At 54.0% G+C, this 18,189-nt stretch carries 17 protein-coding genes; 13 read left to right on the top strand and 4 right to left on the bottom strand.

Annotation, left to right across the window (positions count from 1 at the left end; all coding sequences use genetic code 11):
• Positions 1-45 precede the first annotated feature (45 nt).
• Positions 46-1,614: a ferredoxin:protochlorophyllide reductase (ATP-dependent) subunit B gene (locus SynSYN20_RS09995; protein ID WP_186523423.1), complete on the bottom strand. Its 1,569-nt coding sequence runs from the start codon at positions 1,612-1,614 to the stop codon at positions 46-48.
• A 4-nt stretch (positions 1,615-1,618) separates the two neighbouring features.
• On the bottom strand, positions 1,619-2,905 hold the full coding sequence (locus SynSYN20_RS09990; protein ID WP_186523421.1) for a ferredoxin:protochlorophyllide reductase (ATP-dependent) subunit N: 1,287 nt from the start codon (positions 2,903-2,905) through the stop codon (positions 1,619-1,621).
• A gap of 195 nt (positions 2,906-3,100) precedes the next feature.
• Here SynSYN20_RS09990 and SynSYN20_RS09985 point away from each other — a divergent pair, with 195 nt between their 5' ends.
• Positions 3,101-3,580, top strand: coding sequence for a hypothetical protein (locus tag SynSYN20_RS09985; RefSeq protein WP_255476237.1), 480 nt, complete (start codon positions 3,101-3,103; stop codon positions 3,578-3,580).
• Between the two features lie 22 nt (positions 3,581-3,602).
• Here the strand turns inward: SynSYN20_RS09985 and SynSYN20_RS09980 are convergent, their stop codons facing one another.
• A complete protein-coding gene (locus SynSYN20_RS09980; protein ID WP_186523418.1) occupies positions 3,603-4,007 on the bottom strand; it encodes a hypothetical protein in 405 nt (134 codons plus the stop codon).
• Between the two features lie 96 nt (positions 4,008-4,103).
• On the opposite strand from SynSYN20_RS09980, the gene SynSYN20_RS09975 reads away from it, so the two are divergent.
• Positions 4,104-4,889 (top strand): BMC domain-containing protein, encoded by a 786-nt coding sequence (locus tag SynSYN20_RS09975; RefSeq protein WP_115071553.1) that lies wholly within the window; start codon positions 4,104-4,106, stop codon positions 4,887-4,889.
• Positions 4,890-4,930: 41 nt separating this feature from the next.
• Here the strand turns inward: SynSYN20_RS09975 and SynSYN20_RS09970 are convergent, their stop codons facing one another.
• Positions 4,931-5,533, bottom strand: coding sequence for a non-canonical purine NTP pyrophosphatase (locus tag SynSYN20_RS09970; RefSeq protein WP_186523416.1), 603 nt, complete (start codon positions 5,531-5,533; stop codon positions 4,931-4,933).
• A gap of 318 nt (positions 5,534-5,851) precedes the next feature.
• Here SynSYN20_RS09970 and SynSYN20_RS09965 point away from each other — a divergent pair, with 318 nt between their 5' ends.
• The 11 genes from SynSYN20_RS09965 to SynSYN20_RS09915 all read left to right on the top strand — a co-directional run bounded on the left by SynSYN20_RS09965 (position 5,852) and on the right by SynSYN20_RS09915 (position 18,091).
• Positions 5,852-6,163 (top strand): BMC domain-containing protein, encoded by a 312-nt coding sequence (locus SynSYN20_RS09965; RefSeq protein ID WP_006169870.1) that lies wholly within the window; start codon positions 5,852-5,854, stop codon positions 6,161-6,163.
• Positions 6,164-6,231: 68 nt separating this feature from the next.
• The gene (locus SynSYN20_RS09960) at positions 6,232-7,644 is read left to right on the top strand and encodes a form I ribulose bisphosphate carboxylase large subunit (protein ID WP_186523415.1); all 1,413 of its coding nucleotides are present in this window, start codon (positions 6,232-6,234) and stop codon (positions 7,642-7,644) included.
• A gap of 102 nt (positions 7,645-7,746) precedes the next feature.
• Positions 7,747-8,088: a ribulose bisphosphate carboxylase small subunit gene (locus SynSYN20_RS09955; protein ID WP_006853347.1), complete on the top strand. Its 342-nt coding sequence runs from the start codon at positions 7,747-7,749 to the stop codon at positions 8,086-8,088.
• Between the two features lie 99 nt (positions 8,089-8,187).
• Positions 8,188-10,578: a CsoS2 family carboxysome shell protein gene (locus SynSYN20_RS09950; RefSeq protein ID WP_186523414.1), complete on the top strand. Its 2,391-nt coding sequence runs from the start codon at positions 8,188-8,190 to the stop codon at positions 10,576-10,578.
• 7 nt (positions 10,579-10,585) lie between these two features.
• Positions 10,586-12,391 (top strand): carboxysome shell carbonic anhydrase, encoded by a 1,806-nt coding sequence (locus SynSYN20_RS09945; RefSeq protein WP_186523413.1) that lies wholly within the window; start codon positions 10,586-10,588, stop codon positions 12,389-12,391.
• Between the two features lie 2 nt (positions 12,392-12,393).
• Entirely contained in the window at positions 12,394-12,678 is a 285-nt protein-coding gene (locus tag SynSYN20_RS09940; RefSeq protein ID WP_186523412.1) for a carboxysome peptide A, read from the top strand.
• Complete coding sequence (locus SynSYN20_RS09935; RefSeq protein ID WP_115071559.1) at positions 12,678-12,929, top strand: carboxysome peptide B; 252 nt, start codon at positions 12,678-12,680, stop codon at positions 12,927-12,929. Before SynSYN20_RS09940 ends, SynSYN20_RS09935 begins: the two co-directional genes overlap by 1 nt.
• Positions 12,930-12,975: 46 nt before the next feature.
• Positions 12,976-13,515 carry a BMC domain-containing protein gene (locus SynSYN20_RS14610; RefSeq protein ID WP_272158940.1) on the top strand — a complete coding sequence of 180 codons (540 nt, stop codon included), beginning with the start codon at positions 12,976-12,978 and terminating at the stop codon, positions 13,513-13,515.
• Between the two features lie 79 nt (positions 13,516-13,594).
• Positions 13,595-15,439, top strand: coding sequence for an NAD(P)H-quinone oxidoreductase subunit F (locus SynSYN20_RS09925; RefSeq protein ID WP_186523411.1), 1,845 nt, complete (start codon positions 13,595-13,597; stop codon positions 15,437-15,439).
• Positions 15,440-15,446: 7 nt separating this feature from the next.
• The gene (locus SynSYN20_RS09920; protein WP_186523410.1) at positions 15,447-16,952 is read left to right on the top strand and encodes an NADH-quinone oxidoreductase subunit M; all 1,506 of its coding nucleotides are present in this window, start codon (positions 15,447-15,449) and stop codon (positions 16,950-16,952) included.
• Positions 16,949-18,091, top strand: coding sequence for a CO2 hydration protein (locus SynSYN20_RS09915; RefSeq protein ID WP_186523408.1), 1,143 nt, complete (start codon positions 16,949-16,951; stop codon positions 18,089-18,091). Before SynSYN20_RS09920 ends, SynSYN20_RS09915 begins: the two co-directional genes overlap by 4 nt.
• The last annotated feature ends 98 nt before the right edge of the window (positions 18,092-18,189 follow it).

The following is an 18,189-nucleotide window of genomic DNA, read 5'->3' as shown; positions in this document are numbered from 1 at the left end:
CCTTGTTGTGGGTAAGAAATTGAAGCCAAGAAGGGTTTTTACTCGCTAGGCGCTGAAGTGAGCTTTCGCGTCGTACAGGGTTTCGCTGTCGATTTGGTTGCGTCCAGTGGATTTGGCAAATGTTTCGGTGTTTCGGCGTACCTTCCCCCGAACGAAGAAGGGAATCTTCTTCAGCTCCGCTTCTCCATCAGCAGTCCAGACCAGCTCGTCATTGAGGGTGCTGACCGCCACATCCGTTTCTGCACCTGCTCCAGAACCTCCCGCATGACCAAGGTGGCTTTGATGACCATCCACGAATTCAAAATCGTGCCGGAACATGCCGATGAGGTGCTCCTCTAAGCCCATCATCAGCGGGTGCACCCAGCTGTCGAAGATCACGTTCGCTCCTTCCCAGCCCATTTGAGGACTGTTGCGGGCCGGCACGTCCTGGACATGCATCGGTGTGCTGATCACTGCACAGGGGAGGCCCAGTCGTTTGGCGCTGTGTCGCTCCATTTGGGTGCCGAGCACCAGCTCTGGTGCAGCTGCGGCCATCGCCGCCTCGACCTCGAGGTAGTCATCACTGATGAGGGCCTCAAGTCCCATCGCTTTCGCTGCTGCTCGCACGGGTCGAGCCATTTCTCTGCTGTAGGTGCCTAGGCCAACCACTTCAAAGCCCAGCTCGTCTTTGCAGATCCGGGCTGCTGCCAAGGCATGCGTTCCATCGCCAAAGATGAACACCCTTTTCCCTGTGAGGTAGGTGGAGTCAACGGATTCGGAGTACCAGGGCAACCTCGACTGACGAATTCCCGCTTGGGGGGAGGGTGGTGTCATCCCCAGCAGATTGTGAACTTCAACAAGGAAGTCTTGGGTTGCGCCGATACCGATCGGCACGTTGCTGGTGAAAGGGATTCCAAAACTGCGCTCAAGCCAAGCACAGCTTGATTCCGCGATCTCTGGATAGAGGCAGACATTGAGGTCGGCTTCTGGAAGGCGAAGTACATCTGCCACCGTGGCTCCCAACGGAGCGACCACTCCCACGTCGATGCCATGGATGCCCAGCAGTCTTTGAACTTCTAGAACATCGTCTCGGCAGCGAAAGCCCAGCAACGAAGGACCCAGCAGATTCACACGGGGACGACGACCCTGCTGTTGCCATGCCTTGGGGTCATGGGTGAGCTCAGCAGGAGCATGATCTTTCAGCAGGGTGCGAACCAGTTGATAAAAGGTTTCCGCTGCACCCCAATTCTCTTTTTTGCTGTAGGCCGGCAGCTCCAAGTTCACGACCGGCATGCCCAATCCCATGCTGTTGGCTAAGGCGCCGGCTTGGTCCTGGATTAATTCCGCGGTGCAGCTTTCGCCAACCAGAAGGGCATCAGGTTGGAAGCGATCAACCGCCTCCCTGACGTGTCTCTTCACCAGTTCAGCGGTGTCTCCGCCGAGATCTCTGGCTTGAAACGTGGTGTAAGTGACGGGAGGTCGTTGATCTCGACGCTCGATCATCGTGAATAGGAGATCGGCATAGGTGTCGCCCTGGGGAGCGTGCAGCACGTAATGGACCCCTTCCATTGATGCCGCAATGCGCATGGCACCAACGTGGGGAGGGCCTTCGTATGTCCAGAGAGTGAGTTGCATGGCTTTAGGCGTGAACAGGGTCAGAGTCGATGGGGGCGCTACTGGGCGGGTTCAGTGCTGGGCGAATGAGTTCGCGTCGTCTGAGTGGGCGGGAGAACAACTCGGCCAATTCCCCGGCCTGATCGATGCCATGAATGGGACTAAAGACCAATTCAATCGACCACTTGGTGGCAATCCCTTCTGCTTCGAGCGGATTGGCAAGCCCCATGCCGCAAACCACGAGATCGGGTTGAGTGGCACGGACGCGATCCAGTTGTTTCTCGACGTGCTGTCCCTCCATGACAGTGGTGCCCTCAGGGAGTAGCGCTAGCTCCTCTGCCATTTGCTCGCGGTTTAAGTAAGGAGTCCCTACTTCCACCAGTTCCATGCCGCATTCTCTCTGCAGGAAACGAGCGAGTGGAAGTTCGAGTTGAGACTCTGGAAGGAGGAAAATGCGTTTGCCGTTCAGAATCTCTCGGTGTGGAGCGAGTGCGCTTTGGGCCCGAGCTACTAGAGGATCCAGCACGGATGCGACTTGGTCAGCATTGATTTGAAAGTCTTTCGCTGCGGCTTCCATCCAGCTGCGGCTGCCTTCAGCACCCAAGGGGAAGGGGGCTGTCAGGACGCGAGCACCACGATCACGAAGCAAGCGGGCTGTTGTTGTGAGGTACGGCTGCGTCAATAGGACCGTTGTCCCTGGTCCAACAGCTGGCAGTTCGGTGGACTGGCGTGGGGGCAAGCTGCAAACCGAATCGATGCCAATCCGACCAAAGAGATGAATGAGGCGATCCTCGACGGCATCGGCGAGAGTTCCGACCATCAACAGTTGGCGTTGATCTGTCGAGGGCAGGAGGGGAATTAAGGCCGAAAGTGCCCCGTCTTCTCCTTGGGTAAACGTGGTTTCAATTCCGCTCCCCGAATAATTAACAACCTGCACTCGGCCTCTCAATTCATCATTGAGACGTTCAGCTGCCCGTGCCAAGTCCAACTTGATCACTTCGCTGGGGCACGACCCCACCAGAAACAAGGTGCGGATCTCGGGTCTGCGTTCAAGCAGCTCGCGAGCGACGCGATCTAGTTCATCCTGAGCATCGGCAAGGCCAGCTAAGTCGCGTTCGTTCAAAATCGCTGTTCCAAAGCGAGGCTCAGCAAAAATCATCACGCCAGCGGCGCTTTGAATTAAGTGGGCGCAGGTGCGTGAGCCCACCACCAAGAAAAACGCATCAGGCATCCTGCGGTGCAGCCAGACGATCGAGGTCAGACCACAGAACACCTCCCGTGGTCCTGTTTCCTTGAGCAGATTCACGCTCATCGCTTTTAAGGCAGGTTCCTATCCGTCACGATGACGCCAGAATCACGCAGTGGTCAGACTTATCAAAATTCTTCGGTATCGGTGTTGATTCCCAGTTGGGCCAGATTCGCTGGAGATGACTAAATTCCGGTGGAAATGATGTTACCGACCTGAATGATGCCCTTCCGAGCTATCCCTGCTTTTCTAGCTCTTGGTATGGCTTTGGCTGCCTGTCAGTCCGTGGAGAAAAAGGCTGTTACTGATCAAGCCAAGGTGGTTTCAAATTCCGGTCTCGTTTGCACTGCGGCGGCCGAGGTGGAAAAAGCTTTGGACAAAGTTGATGATTTAACCACTGCATCCACGGTGGCTGATGCTGAGGCCGCTGGTGCGGCGCTGAAGAAAGCTCTCGCCACTTTTGATCAGGCTGAAACGGAACTGCAAACCGCGAAGCTGAAGGAATATCGTGACCAAGTTGAGATCTACGAAAAGTTTGTTGGTGAGATTAGACAGAACAAAACCATGACCCTGGAGGAAGCGGCTAAGCAACTGAAAGCAAAAGCTGCGCCTGTGATTGCTGCTCACGAGCAACTTGCCGAAACCACAGCTTGTATTGAAGTTGAAGAGCTAACGGATTCAAGTGATGACCGTTCTCGGGATACGTCAAAGGATGACGGCCCCGAAAAGGCTGATTCCTAATCATTGCAATCAATGGAGCTGTTCAAAGGCGACGACGGAAACGATCGTCGCCGAATCCACCTGTTGACTGAGATGAATCCATGCCGATCTGGGTGAGACGCCACACGTTTCTGCTCAATCGGCTCGCCCGTAGGCCTCCCCTTTCAACTTGTTCCGAACCAGGGCGGATGCCAAGCAATTGGGTCACTTCCGCCGTACTCAGTGGAGCCCCTGTCTTAATCGCAAGAGATGTCAGTTCGAGTCTCTGGCGCAGCTCAACAAGATTGGCAGCACCACCATCTTCAGCATCGCTCCAAATCCAACGACCTGGTCCTTCCTGATTGAGCTTTTGCATTAAGCCCATTCCGATCATTCCCAGCGCTTGCTCGGCGCTGAGCTCAGAACTCAAGGAGGTTGTTTCTGGGCTATGGGTTTGATTGGCTGCCATCCTGAACTCCCGATTTGCGCGGACGGTATCGGTTCCGTTGGCTGATGCAAGTCGTGAGACGAATTTTGTGAGCAACCTTCCGGTAGCATCGCCGCAATGAATCGCTTCGCCAGCTTCGATGCCCGGGAGCGGCGAGTAGGCGGAAGCGCTCTCGTCACCGGAACTGAGGTACATACCTCGGCGAGTGGAGCTAGCTGTGTCGTCACGACCGACAGCGAATCCCCACGGTTGTTGAGACAAAACAGCCACGTGCAGTCCATTGAACTGCGCACCTATGTCTTTCTCGATTCTCTTCAACCCCAACTCGCTGCCTATATGGGGACGGTGAGTCAGGGCTTTTTACCGATCCCAGGCGATGCCTGTTTATGGATGGAAGTTTCACCAGGGATGGCGGTGCATCGCGTTACTGATATTGCTCTCAAAGCCAGCAATGTCCGTCTAGGGCAGATGGTGGTGGAGCGTGCTTTTGGCTCCATGGCTCTCTATCACCGAGACCAAAGCACCGTGATTCATTCCGGTGATGTGGTTCTAGAGGCGATTGGTAGTTCCATCGACCGACGAACCCCCGCAGATGTCAGTTGGACCGAAGTGATTCGTGCCATCACCCCTGATCATGCCGTCCTCATTAATCGTCTGAACCGCAGGGGCTCGATGATCGAAGCCGGAATGAGCATGTTCATTCTCGAGACAGAGCCTGCTGGCTATGTTCTGATTGCTGCGAATGAGGCTGAGAAGTCCTCGAACATCACCCTGGTGGATGTCAAAGCGGTTGGAGCGTTTGGACGCCTTACGCTTGCGGGGAGAGAAGGTGATGTGGAAGAGGCTGCGGCAGCCGCCATGCGCGCGATTGAATCGATCAATCGAAATTGTTCGTCACGTTGATGGGTTAGCCCGCTGATCCTTACAAAGGATCAAGGTGGGGGTCAACGAATCCCTAGCTGCTGACGTAGGCGAGGAGCCATGTCTCTTGCTGCTTTTCCGCGGCTTCCCAGTCGACTGAGTTGGGCTGCTGTCATTTCGCCGTAGCTGCATCGTGTTTCGCGCAGCCAGAACAGTGACTCCAATCCACCACCTGAATAGGCAGGGCGTTTGAGAAGTTCACCCCAGCACACTCCTTCAGAGCTTTCAATCGACGCCCCGTCAGGGGAACAAAGAACCATGGCGCTGCGAAATCGAGCACTGCGATAAGGCTGGTCAGCCATCGATCGAAGCAACTTGGATATTTTCTCGTTATCAGTGGGCGCGAGTCGTGCTGTGTAGAGGCCAGGCGCACCGTTAAGGGCATCAACCTCCAATCCAGAATCATCAGCAAGAGCCCAGTTTCCCGTTAGCTGTGCGGCCGCAGAAGCCTTGAGGAGAGCGTTTTCGAGATAGGTGGTACCTGTCTCTTCAACGTCCAGCTCGGCAGGCTGTCGCAGCACATTGAGAGGGAGAGGCCCGAGCATCTCCTCTATTTCAGCAACTTTGCGTGGATTGCCACTGGCAATCGTCAGGTTGAGCACTGAAGGGGATCGAGTGAGTCCCATTGTGTGGGGTAAGGGTAAAAATATCGATCAGATTCGAAAATGAAGCTCAGCAGGGGTTGAACATTCCACTCCGCTTACGCGAAAGCTTTGCTTCGAGGGGCAAGTTATGGGGTCTTAGGGCCCTTGCCTACCGCTTGTGTTGGTGTGCTCACCCGAACCCGCACAGTGCTTCAGATCAGTCCAGGCAAGGCTGATCAGTATTGCTTATGAAGTTCAGTATGGACAATGATCTTGCAAAGCCCCCAAACCGCTTGACGAGTTGGCCTCTGGCAGACCAATGTCATCCCCGAACATTCCACCCCCCTTACTCGGTAGGCAATGGCTAACGAAACCATGGGTATCGCTCTCGGCATGATCGAGACACGCGGCCTGGTCCCAGCGATCGAAGCAGCTGATGCAATGACCAAGGCTGCTGAAGTGCGCCTGATTGGTCGTGAATTCGTCGGCGGTGGCTACGTCACAGTTTTGGTGCGTGGCGAAACAGGTGCTGTGAACGCAGCTGTGCGTGCAGGTGCAGATGCTTGCGAACGTGTCGGCGACGGCCTCGTGGCGGCGCACATCATTGCTCGCCCTCACCGCGAAGTTGAGCCAGCACTCGGCAACGGCAACTTCCTCGGACAGAAGGACTGAGATCAGCCGCTAACCCCTTGATGGGGTTGCGCCTCTCATTTCTCTTACCGACTTAACGGAATTAATCCATGAGCAAGAAGTACGACGCTGGCGTCAAGGAGTACAGGGACACTTACTGGACTCCCGATTACGTTCCCCTAGACACCGACCTGCTGGCCTGCTTTAAGTGCACCGGCCAAGAAGGTGTCCCCAAAGAAGAAGTTGCAGCTGCTGTTGCCGCTGAATCTTCAACTGGTACATGGTCCACCGTGTGGTCCGAGCTCCTTACCGACCTCGACTTCTACAAAGGACGTTGCTACCGCATCGAAGACGTTCCTGGTGACAAGGAGGCTTTCTATGCCTTCATCGCTTACCCCCTCGATTTGTTCGAAGAGGGTTCCATCACCAACGTCCTGACCTCATTGGTCGGCAACGTCTTTGGCTTCAAAGCCCTGCGCCACCTGCGTCTGGAAGATATTCGCTTCCCGATTGCATTCATCAAGTGCTGCGCTGGTCCACCAAACGGTATTGCCGTTGAGCGTGACCGGATGAACAAGTACGGCCGTCCCCTTCTGGGTTGCACCATTAAGCCAAAGCTTGGCTTGAGCGGCAAGAACTACGGCCGTGTTGTCTATGAGTGCCTTCGTGGCGGTCTGGACTTCACCAAAGACGACGAGAACATCAACTCTCAGCCTTTCCAGCGTTGGCAGAACCGCTTCGAATTCGTTGCGGAAGCCATCAAGATTGCTGAGCAGGAAACAGGAGAGCGTAAGGGTCACTACCTCAACGTGACTGCTAACACTCCCGAAGAGATGTATGAGCGCGCTGAGTTCGCTAAAGAACTCAATCAGCCGATCATCATGCACGACTTCATTACTGGTGGTTTCACAGCCAACACCGGTTTGTCGAAGTGGTGCCGCGCAAACGGCATGTTGCTGCACATTCACCGTGCGATGCACGCTGTGATTGACCGTCACCCCAAGCACGGCATTCACTTTCGCGTTCTAGCGAAGTGCCTGCGTCTCTCCGGTGGCGACCAACTTCACACCGGCACCGTGGTCGGCAAGCTGGAAGGTGATCGTCAGACCACCCTCGGCTACATCGACCAACTTCGCGAATCCTTCGTTCCTGAAGATCGCAGCCGTGGCAACTTCTTCGATCAGGACTGGGGTTCCATGCCTGGTGTGTTCGCCGTTGCCTCCGGCGGTATCCACGTGTGGCACATGCCAGCACTGGTTGCCATCTTCGGAGACGACTCCGTCCTTCAGTTCGGTGGTGGTACCCACGGTCATCCCTGGGGCTCCGCAGCTGGTGCTGCTGCCAACCGTGTGGCCCTCGAGGCCTGCGTCAAGGCACGCAATGCTGGTCGCGAAATCGAGAAAGAAAGCCGCGACATCCTCATGGAAGCCGGTAAGCACAGCCCCGAGCTGGCCATCGCTCTCGAGACCTGGAAGGAGATCAAGTTTGAGTTCGACACCGTCGACAAGCTCGACGTTCAGTGATCGGTGCAAGGGGTGAATTTTTCACCCTTTAACCGAGCCTCTCTATGACTCCGGCCGGAAGATTTCGATCCGGCCAAACCATTTTTTTCAAGCGTGATCCCCATGCCTTTTCAGAGCACCGTGGGTGACTACCAAACAGTCGCCACCCTGGAGACATTCGGCTTCCTTCCGCCGATGACCCAGGACGAGATCTATGACCAGATCGCTTACATCATTGCCCAAGGTTGGAGCCCGCTCGTTGAGCACGTCCATCCTTCCAATTCCATGGCCACTTATTGGTCCTATTGGAAGCTCCCGTTCTTCGGTGAGAAGGATCTCAACGTTGTTGTGAGTGAACTCGAGGCTTGCCATCGCGCATACCCCGACCATCACGTTCGCATCGTTGGTTACGACGCCTACACCCAGGGCCAAGGCTCCTGCTTCGTGGTATTCGAAGGACGCTGATCTTTCGGCTTCACGATTTCGAGCCCTGATTCATTCAGGGCTCAACTTTTCCTGTAGGGATTCGTTCCCTTCAACTCACGACGACACTCTCGGGCGGACATGGCAAGACTTTCTAGTCGCGAACTAGCACTTGAGCGCCGTAAGGCCCTCACCACTGCTGGCAAAAAGGCATCCGTTGCTGTATCAGCAGGTGCGAATCGCGTTCGGTCGGCCGGTGATGCCCGCAAGACGCGCACCAATGCAGACCCAATTGCGGCTGCCCCTACAAAGGCCGCAACCCCCGTCGCTGTACAGCGACCAAGGAATCAATCACTCGCATCTGCATCATCCGCTGCCCATCGTTCTCGGGTGAAACCTGTGAGTCACCCAAGTCGTGAGCTCGTGGTGGCTCGCAGAGAAGCCCTTTCACGTCGTGGGAAATCAGCAGATACCACTAAAGATAGAAATCGAGCTGAGGTCGCTCGCAAAACAGCGACAACAACATCCACAACAGCCCCCTCAGTCAGCAAGAAAGATTGTGGTTGTGGAGGTAGTGCTGCAGCTGAAACACCAACTCGTTTGAGTCGTCAGGCCGTATCTGTTGACCTCTCAACCAAGAGTTCCTCCCGCCGCAGCAAGGCTCCAAAGCGACGTGCCATCGATAATCCCAGCCGCGCTCTCGTGTTAGCCCGTCGTGAAGCGATGTCTAAACATGGGAAGACAGCCGGTAAACAACCCACAAGCGCTGCTGCGGTAGCCCGTCAGGCGAATCCTGATCTCACCAGCCGGGAGCTGGCTCAGCAAGTGCGTGAGCTGCGTGCGAAGTCCGGAGCTCGTAGCAAGCAAAGCGCCGGAGTCACACGTCCAACAGGCCCGAATCGCAACGGATCCAAGCAAGCCGCCGCCGCTGATGCTCACTGGAAGGTCGGTGAGTCAGAGACCACTGGAGGTCAGACCGTGACCGGTACTCAGGCGAATCGTTCTGTCAAGACGACGGGCAACGAAGCCAGCACATGTCGTTCGATTACTGGCACTGAATATCTCGGTGCTGAGGTGTTCCAGACCTTCTGTCAGAGCGCTCCAACACCAACGACCCCTGCCAAGGTTCGTGTGTCTGCCACCACCCATGGCAATCGGGTCACAGGTAATGAAGTTGGCCGCTCGGAGAAAGTGACTGGGGATGAGCCCGGCACCTGCAAAAGCGTGACAGGTACTGAATACATCTCGGCGAATCAAAGCGCTGCCTATTGCGGTGGCACGACCCCATCACCTCGGAAAGTTGGTCACAGCCAAAGCCAACAGGGCAGACCCATTAGTGGTGTCATGGTTGGCCAGTCCTCCAATGTCACTGGTAACGAGGCCGGTGCAAACCGCAGCCTGACGGGTGATCAATATCTCGGGTCTGATCCTCTGCCCGAAGGACGCCCAGCCACCAAGGTTGGTTTATCCGAAACTCTTTCTGGTACAGGTGTTACTGGCACTCTTGTTGGCCGGTCATCGGCGGTAACTGGTGATGAATTTGGTTCTTGCCACCGCGTCACTGGCAATCAGTACCTGAGTTCTGAACAGTTCTCTACTTTCTGTGGTTCCAAGCAAGAAGCAGAAGCTCCCAAAGTTGGTTTCAGCGTCACCAACCGCAACCTTGTGGTGAGTGGAACCCAAACTGGACGGTCGGAGCGTGTAACAGGAGACGAACCCGGTACGTGCAAAGCCGTGACGGGGACTCCGTACGCAGGTCTCGAGCAAGCTGGCAATTACTGCGGAAACTCAGCGGTTCAGGCGATCCGCGAACGGACTCCTGTCCGCCCCGGGACACCTTCCTCCCCAATGACAGGCCTGCAACCAGGGATTGGAGGGGTGATGACAGGCGGCGAACGCGGCGCTTGTGAAGCCGTAACAGGTACGCCTTATATCGGTGCTGATCAGCTCTCATCAGCTTGTGGTGCTGAGGCACCTCTAGGAACAGAGACGCATGGCCAATCGCCAGAAGGGTCGAGCTGGACTCGATTCAGCGTGGTTTCTCCTGCACGGGCTGCGCAGCAACAGCGTGAGATCAGCAAAGGTGTTACCGGCACGGCTTACGAAGACAGCAGCCGTATAACAGGCCCTTTTGATTTGGCCGGTGGCAAAATCACCGGCACGGAACAATTCCGATTCGATAATCGCGAATTTCAGGAGCGTCACAGCCAAAGCAAAGGCCAGCGTCAATTTCAACCCACCACCCCTGAGGTTGAAGTCGCTGTGCAGGAACCAGCCTCCCGGGTCACCGGAGAAGGCTCTTCCACCAAAGTTACAGGTGACGACTGGGATCGGGGCGAGCATGTGACGGGTACGGAAGGCGTCTCCGCGCGTCGTCGTAATCCAAGCCGCTCCGGTGGGAGGGAAGCTATGCCTCCGTTCGAACGAAAGCGCAACGAGCAGTCTGAATGGCCTGAAAGTCGTGTGACGGGTTCCAGTGGCAGTACCTCAAAGGGTTCACTGATTACCGTCTCCGGCGGAGCGCGGGGCTGATCGCCTGATGGTCCGCTCTGTGCCCTCCCGCGGAGGGCGACCTCTGTCTCCCTCCGCACCTACACGACGTCAGCTGCAACAAGAGAGAGCTGAGTCTTCTGCTTCCTCTGAGCCCAAGCAAGCTGATTCCAATTCGCTTTCAGCCCGTGCTGCCTCCCTTGAAAGACGGAGAGCGCTGACAACATCGGGCAAGGCAGCTGTTTTGGCTCAAGGCACGCTAGGTGCCGGTCGCGTCAGGACAAGCCAAGACAGCAGGCGTTCGGTGCCGCAACAGCCCGGCTGGGTGCGTCGCGATCAAAAGACGTCAATTGCAATGTCGAGCAGTTCGAATCGCTCAAGGTCTAGCCGTCCAATATCCAACCGTCCAATATCCAACCGTCCAACATCCAACCGTCCAGGCTCCAAACGCCTGCATCCTTTAACCGATTCGGTTGCTAATGACCATTTACGGGCTTACGAGCTGGAAGTTAAAGGGCGCTTCGAAAGAATTGTTCCTGTTCTCCAAAAGATTTCAGCGCTTCAACATCACGCTGATTTTATCGATCAGGCACAGCTACTAGCCTGTCGTGAACTTGGTTTTGACCTGCCCAAGCACATTCTTGAGCGTGCTTGGGTACGTCCATTAGATATGAGAGCGCTTTATGCATGGTGCGTTTTTGAGTCGCACCGTGTTTTTAGTGATTGCTTTTTTCAGAACGATCCTCTCGCGGCCTCTTCAGGGAGTGAAGCGGCAAAGACGTTTGAGCGCTTCCTTCTTGATTGCGGTTTCCATCTCCTCGATGTGACACCTTGTGCGGATGGTCGGCTGGCTCATTCCATTGCTTACGCCTTACGGATTCCGTTCAGTTCAGTGCGTCGCCGGAGTCATGCCGGAGCCATGTTTGATGTTGAAAATACCGTCAACCGATGGGTCAAAACAGAACATCGGCGTTATCGCGAGTCCATCCCTAACGCTGTCAGCCAAGACACCCGTTATCTCAAGGTTGTCACCTATCACTTCAGCTCCTTGGATCCAAGCCATCAGGGCTGTGCTGCCCATGGAAGTGATGACAAATTGGCTGCCTCCGCTGGATATCAGCGACTGCTTGATTTCCGACAAGCTGTTGAAAATAGCTTTTGTTGTGGTGCTTCCGTTGATTTGTTATTGATTGGACTCGATACCGATACCGATGCAATCAGGGTTCATCCACCCGCAAGCGATAGTTCAACTCAGTTGGATCGTTGGGTGTCAGCTCGAGATCTGTATGAGGCAACGTCAACGATGTCTCCCGATCAAGCCTTGATTCAAATCGCTGAAGCTGTTGAATCTGGTGCTCCCGGGACGATGGACTCGGGAATGGTGTCTTTATTGACTCGCTTATTGGCCAATAATATTTCTCAAATTGATTATGTATCTGAGCTTCATGGTGGTCCCTATCCAGATGCTGGCCATGCGGAACGTTTTATTGGTGTAGGAATCGGTTTTAAAGAAGTTCATTTACGAAATCTCACTTATTTTGCCCACCTAGATACCGTCGAAGAAGGGGCTCCAGATTTGGACGTTGGAGTGAAAATTTTCAAAGGTTTAAATGTTATGCATGATCTGCCTATCCCAGTTGTAATCCGTTTTGATTATTCCAGTTCCGTTCCTGGTGCGCGTGAACGAGCGATTTCAGATTGTCAGAGAGTGGATTCGGCTATTGCGAATCGATACTCAGATCTCGTTGGTGATGGTTTAATTCATACCTGTTTAACCATCCGAGATCGAAGTCAAACTTCTCCAGCAGAAGTTGTAGGGTCCACACTCGATCCAGATGTTCAGGAGGCTCACTGATCATGCTTATCGTCAAGGTTATTAAGCCACTGGTTTCTACCAATCGCATTCCTGATTTCGAACACAAGCACCTTCAGGTTGTTCTAGACGGCAGCACCCAAAAGGTTGCCGTTGATGCTGTTGGCGCGAAGCCAGGCGATTGGGTGATTTGTGTCAGTAGCTCTGCCGCTAGGGAAGCTGCAGGAAGTAAGTCGTATCCAAGCGATCTCACCATTGTTGGGATCATTGACCATTGGGATCCCGATCCACCGAAGCCATCGTCTCCATTGAAGGAGGCGAAGAGCTAGTGGAAATCATGCAGGTGATGGGGACTCTTGTCTGTACCTTCCGCGTTGGTGGTTTGGACCATATGCACCTGCGAATTCTGAAAAACAACAAGGGCAAACAACTCGTTGCTGTCGATCCTGTTGGCGCTCGAGAAGGCAATTGGGTTTTTACCGCTAGTGGTTCTGCCGCACGACATGCCTGTCCTGACAACACGGTGCTCACAGATCTCACCATCGGTGGAATCATCGACCACTGGATGCCAGATGGATAACTAATTCACGTTCTGCTCACCGTCCCACCTCAACCCAATCCATCCAATGGCCACCCCTTCACCCCGTCGTCGTTCCAGCGCCGACTCCGCCGCATCAACCCCAACGAATAAAGCCGCTACCCCCACTTCAGCCGCTGCGAAAGCCACCGTTGATGTGAAGCCTGTCGAGAGCGCTTCTGCTCCTGTAGCGAGCTCCCCTGCTCGCAGCACCTCCCGACGGACACCACCAAGTGGAGGCAGTGGAAAAGGGTCCTCCCTTCAGGCCTCTGCGAGCCCTTCTCCGAGGCGTCCGTTTGGTATCGCCCTTGGCATGATTGAGACCCGAGGCATGGTGCCTGCCATTGAGGCAGCTGATGCAATGACGAAAGCTGCAGAGGTGCAGCTGATCAGTCGTGAATACGTCGGCGGTGGATACGTCACGGTGATGGTGCGTGGAGAGACCGGAGCGGTGAATGCTGCCGTGCGCGCAGGTGCTGATGCCTGTGAAAGGGTTGGAGACGGCCTTGTTGCGGCGCACATCATTGCTCGTCCTCACGATGAAGTGGAACCAGCTCTCTCCTGTACGAACGTGACGCGGCGGATGTGAGCAATACGTCACCTCTGTTCAACTCCGTTTAAATTCCCGGCCCAACATTCCTCTCAACGGCGCAACCGCCCCGTTTCTCTTGATTTCAGCTGCAACGCTGCCTCTGCAAACCGCCTGGTTGATCCCGCTCTATGGGTTCGCCGGGATGTTGGTTTCACTGCCTTGGGCTTTGGGGGTCTTTCGTCGTGATTCCCATCGCCCTGCGGCCTACCTCAACATCCTGCTCACATTGCTTGCTTTCATCCATGGAAGCCTTGTGCTGCGCGACGTTATGGCAGGTGGACCCACCCTTCTGACGTTTCCATGGCTCAACGTGGCCGATCTCAATCTTGAGATCAGCTTCAGCCTCTCTCTCACCAATGTGTCTGCTCTTGAGCTGATCACTGGTTTGAGTTTCTTCTCTCAGTTGTATTCCCTTGGCTATCTCGATAAGGAGTGGGCGTTAGCCAGGTTCTTTGCATTGCTGGGCTTCTTCGAGGGGGCGATGTCCGGGGTTGTTTTGAGCGACTCCTTGTTCCAGAGCTATTTCCTGCTGGAAATGCTCACGCTCTCGACCTACCTCTTGGTGGGGTTCTGGTACGCCCAACCCCTCGTGGTGACTGCAGCAAGGGATGCATTCCTCACCAAGCGCGTTGGTGATGTGATGCTCTTGATGGGGATGGTTGCCCTAGCAACGTGGTCGGGTGTGACCAGCTTTGACGACCTCTATGCCTGGTCTGCTGCAGACACAATCAGCCCACTTGCGGCAACCTTGCTCGGGCTAGGCCTGATTGCTGGCCCAACGGGTAAGTGCGCCCAATTCCCAATGCATCTCTGGCTTGATGAAGCCATGGAAGGTCCTAACCCAGCCTCGATTCTTCGGAACTCTGTGGTTGTGACCTGCGGTGCTCTTGTTTTGCTGAAGGTGATGCCTCTGCTGCAGAACGCGCCCGTCACACTCGTTGTTCTCCAGGTGATTGGAACGATTAGTGCGATTGGGGGGTCTCTGGTCTCGATTGCTCAGGTGGATATCAAACGCACGCTGTCGTATTCCACAACTGCTTATCTCGGGCTTGTTTTCATCGCGATTTCTTTGCAGGTGCCCGTACTGGCCCTGCTGCTCCTGTTCGCCCATGCTGTCTCGAAGGCACTGCTTTCGATGAGTGTGGGTGGCGTGATTGCTTCCACGAATTGCCAGGACATCACTGAGCTTGGTGGCCTTGGCGGGAGAATGCCTGCCACAACTGGTTCTTATTTGGTGGGAAGTGCGGGGCTTGTGGGTCTTCTCCCCCTTGGGGGATTCCTTTGCCTGGCGCAGGCCGTTGAGCTAGTGGGAGCTCGCTCAGTGATTTTTGTACCAGTTTTCCTTCTCACCAATGCGCTAACCGCCCTCAATCTCACCAGGATTTACCGACAGGTTTTTCTTGGCCGCTCCCTAACAAAGACGCGTCGAGCGGCAGAGGTGAACTGGCAGATGGCCTTCCCGATGGTGTCTCTTGCCGTCATCGTTGTCTTAACTCCGCTGTTGTTGATTCGCCTGGAGTCTCTGGATGGTTTGCTTGCGTTCCCTCTGTGGGCTGCTGGTGTTGTGGTGGGGAGTGGTTTGATTGGCTTGTTGGTAGGAGCTTTCATCCCCCTCAACAAAGCCTGGTCTCGATCTCTCAATCCCGTGCTGCGTTGGATCCAGGACCTTCTTGAAAATGATTTTTATACAGAGAGGTTCTATCGCTTGACGATCGTTAATGTAGTGGCCTTATTCTCGAAGCTTGCTTATAGCTTTGATCGAAATGTTGTTGATGGAGTTCTCCATGGACTTGCTCGATTCTCACTTCAGAGTGCTGAAGGCTTGAAGTTGAGCATTAGTGGTCGAAGCCAAAGCTATCTTTTAACGGTCATCGCGGCGATCGTGTTGCTTTTGTCATCCCTGAGCTGGTGGCTGAACTGAATTAATGATGATTCTTACCCTGCTACTTGTTATTCCTTTCCTCGGGGCTCTGTTGCTGTCCCTATGGCCTCAAGGATCAACGCCAGCTCAACTAAGACGTCTGACCCTGGTCATTCTTTCCGTTCAATGCCTTGCCAGTTTTGCGGTGCTGTTCTGGTTTGATCCGAGCAACCCTGGCTTGCAGCTTCAGGAACGCTTGCCTTGGCTTCCCAGTCTTGGGCTTAACTATTCTTTAGCGGTTGATGGAATCTCCCTTCCGCTTGTTTTGATGAATGCTGTGCTCTGTCTCGTTTCAGCAGTGGCATCGCGAAAGATTGAGAATCGACCAAGAATTTATTTTGCGCTTTTATTAATCATTAGCGGAGCTGTGAATGGAGCCTTTTTAGCTCAAAATCTTTTGCTCTTTTTCCTTTTTTACGAGCTTGAACTCATCCCGCTCTGGCTCTTGATCGCGATTTGGGGTGGTGCCAATCGAGCCTATGCGTCCACGAAGTTTCTGATTGTTACTGCAGTTTCTGGGGTCTTGATTTTGGGAGCATTCCTTGGGATTGCTCTCGTCACTGGAAGCGTTGATTTTGGAATCCGACCGATCTTGTCGGGAGAGATGGGTCTCACGTCACAGCTGTTGCTGATGGGGGCACTGTTGATCGGGTTTGGGATCAAGATCCCTCTCTTTCCGTTTCACACCTGGCTTCCCGATGCTCACACTGAAGCGTCAACTCCAGTGTCGGTTCTTTTGGCAGGAGTTCTCCTCAAGCTTGGGACCTACGGGTTGTTGCGATTTTGCCTTGGTCTCTTCCCTGAGGCATGGGAGGTTGCAGCCCCCTGGTTGGCTCTCTGGGCAGCGATTTCTGTGCTGTATGGCTCCTTAGCTGCAATTGCTCAATCGGATATGAAGCGCATGGTGGCATACAGCTCTGTGGGACATATGGGATATGTCTTGCTTGCTGCTGCCGCAGCAACGCCACTGGGTTTGATCGGTGCGCTATTCCAAATGGTGAGTCATGGTTTGATTTCAGCGATCCTTTTTCTCGCTGTAGGTGTTGTTTATGAACGAACAGGCACAAGAGATCTGAATGTTCTTCGCGGACTCCTTAATCCTCAGCGTGGCTTACCCCTCACTGGAACCCTGATGATTGTGGGTGTGATGGCAAGTGCTGGAATTCCAGGTATGGCAGGTTTTATCTCTGAATTCCTTGTTTTCAGAGGAAGTCTTCAGCCCTTTCCAATCGCCACTTTGCTTTGCATGGTGGGATCAGGTTTGACAGCTGTGTATTTCTTGTTACTTGTGAACCGAGCCTTCTTTGGACGCTTGGCCATTGCTGCAGGCCGAGTCTCTAATCCCACCATTCTTTCCGTCGTGCCGCTCCATGAGCAGCTTCCGGCGATTGCACTGTCCTTCATTGTGCTGCTCCTGGGTCTGGCTCCTGATCTTTTGGTTGGAATGAGTCAGGCAGCTACCACCGGTCTCAGCGAATTAGCGCTCTTACCCATCACAGGAGGACTTTCATGACTGCTTCCAAGATCACTGATGTCCCAACAATCCCCACCCTCCCTGATCGTGAAGAGCTGATTCGTCGCTTGCTTTCTGACCAACCTTTATTGGCTGATACGCCTGATCATCTTCTCCAGATTGTCAATGTTCTCGATAGCTACGGGATCGTTCTTGATGCCTACAGCCGCAACCTTGTGAATCAGGGTGAAACTCAGCTTTTGAATCCATTTCCAGTGATGCGATTCTTTCACGAGGGTTTCAGTGTTGAACGCTTATGGCAGCACCTTCGCGGTGATCGCATCAACTTTGAGTATGCCGAGTATTGCCAGAAAGCAATGTTTTGGCACGGTACTGGCGGAATGGATGCTTATTTCGATTCCGAGCCTTTTCTGGAGACCTGTCAGAAAATCATTGCTTTGCGAAGTCGCAGGGATCCATTGTTGGCATTGGTGCATCGGCTTTATCCAGGCTTTGCGCCTGAGGCCATTCGATCGATGGCCACCATTTATGCCCTTGGTCTGTTTTGGCGGGTGATGAGTGACCTCTTCCTTGACCTGTCTCGTAAATATCGCAATGGTGAAATTGTGTCTGTTAATGATGCTGTTCATCACATCAGAGATGGTTTAGTTGCTGCCGCTGGAGATCCGATGACTTATAAGGTCACAGTTGGGAACGAAGAGGTTTGGGTTTTACCACCAGAGGCAGGACTGACATTTTTGGTTGATGTGGCGGTGCCCTACGTGGAGGCTGTCTTTTTTAGGGGAATGCCTTTCCTGGGAACCGTGTCTTACAACGCTCAGGCGCGACAAATTTCAGCTGATATCGGCGATTTTAAGTATGGAGCTCTGTATGCAGATCCAATCCCCAGTATGGGAGCGGGAATTCCGCCAAGTTTGTGCATGCAAGATATGTACCGAAATCTTCCAGAAGAGCTCCGTGATTGGTATATGTCGCATGGCAGGGGCATGCATGATGTTCATGTTCAGATCTGCATCAGTTTTCAAAAATCGATGTTTTGTGTCACGAATGGTGCGATCTCAGGCACCATGCCTCATCCCCTTGATACGACAGATGCTGATCAGCAACAAGCCAATCGTGCTTACGCTGAATCATGGTCTGAGCGGTTGATGGGATGTCAGCGAGGAGCTCTTCTCTAATCCCTGCTGTAGAAAATAGCCTGTTTTGAACATCTTCTGAATGAAGGAGATTCTTTTTTAAGTCTTTGAGTCTCCTTTTGCTTTTTACTGAAAAATTT

Origin of the sequence: Synechococcus sp. SYN20 (assembly GCF_014279555.1) — a bacterium.
Lineage (GTDB): Bacteria > Cyanobacteriota > Cyanobacteriia > PCC-6307 > Cyanobiaceae > Synechococcus_C.
The sequence above is the reverse complement of the archived record's forward strand: the minus strand, read 5'-3'. Positions and strand labels throughout refer to the sequence as shown.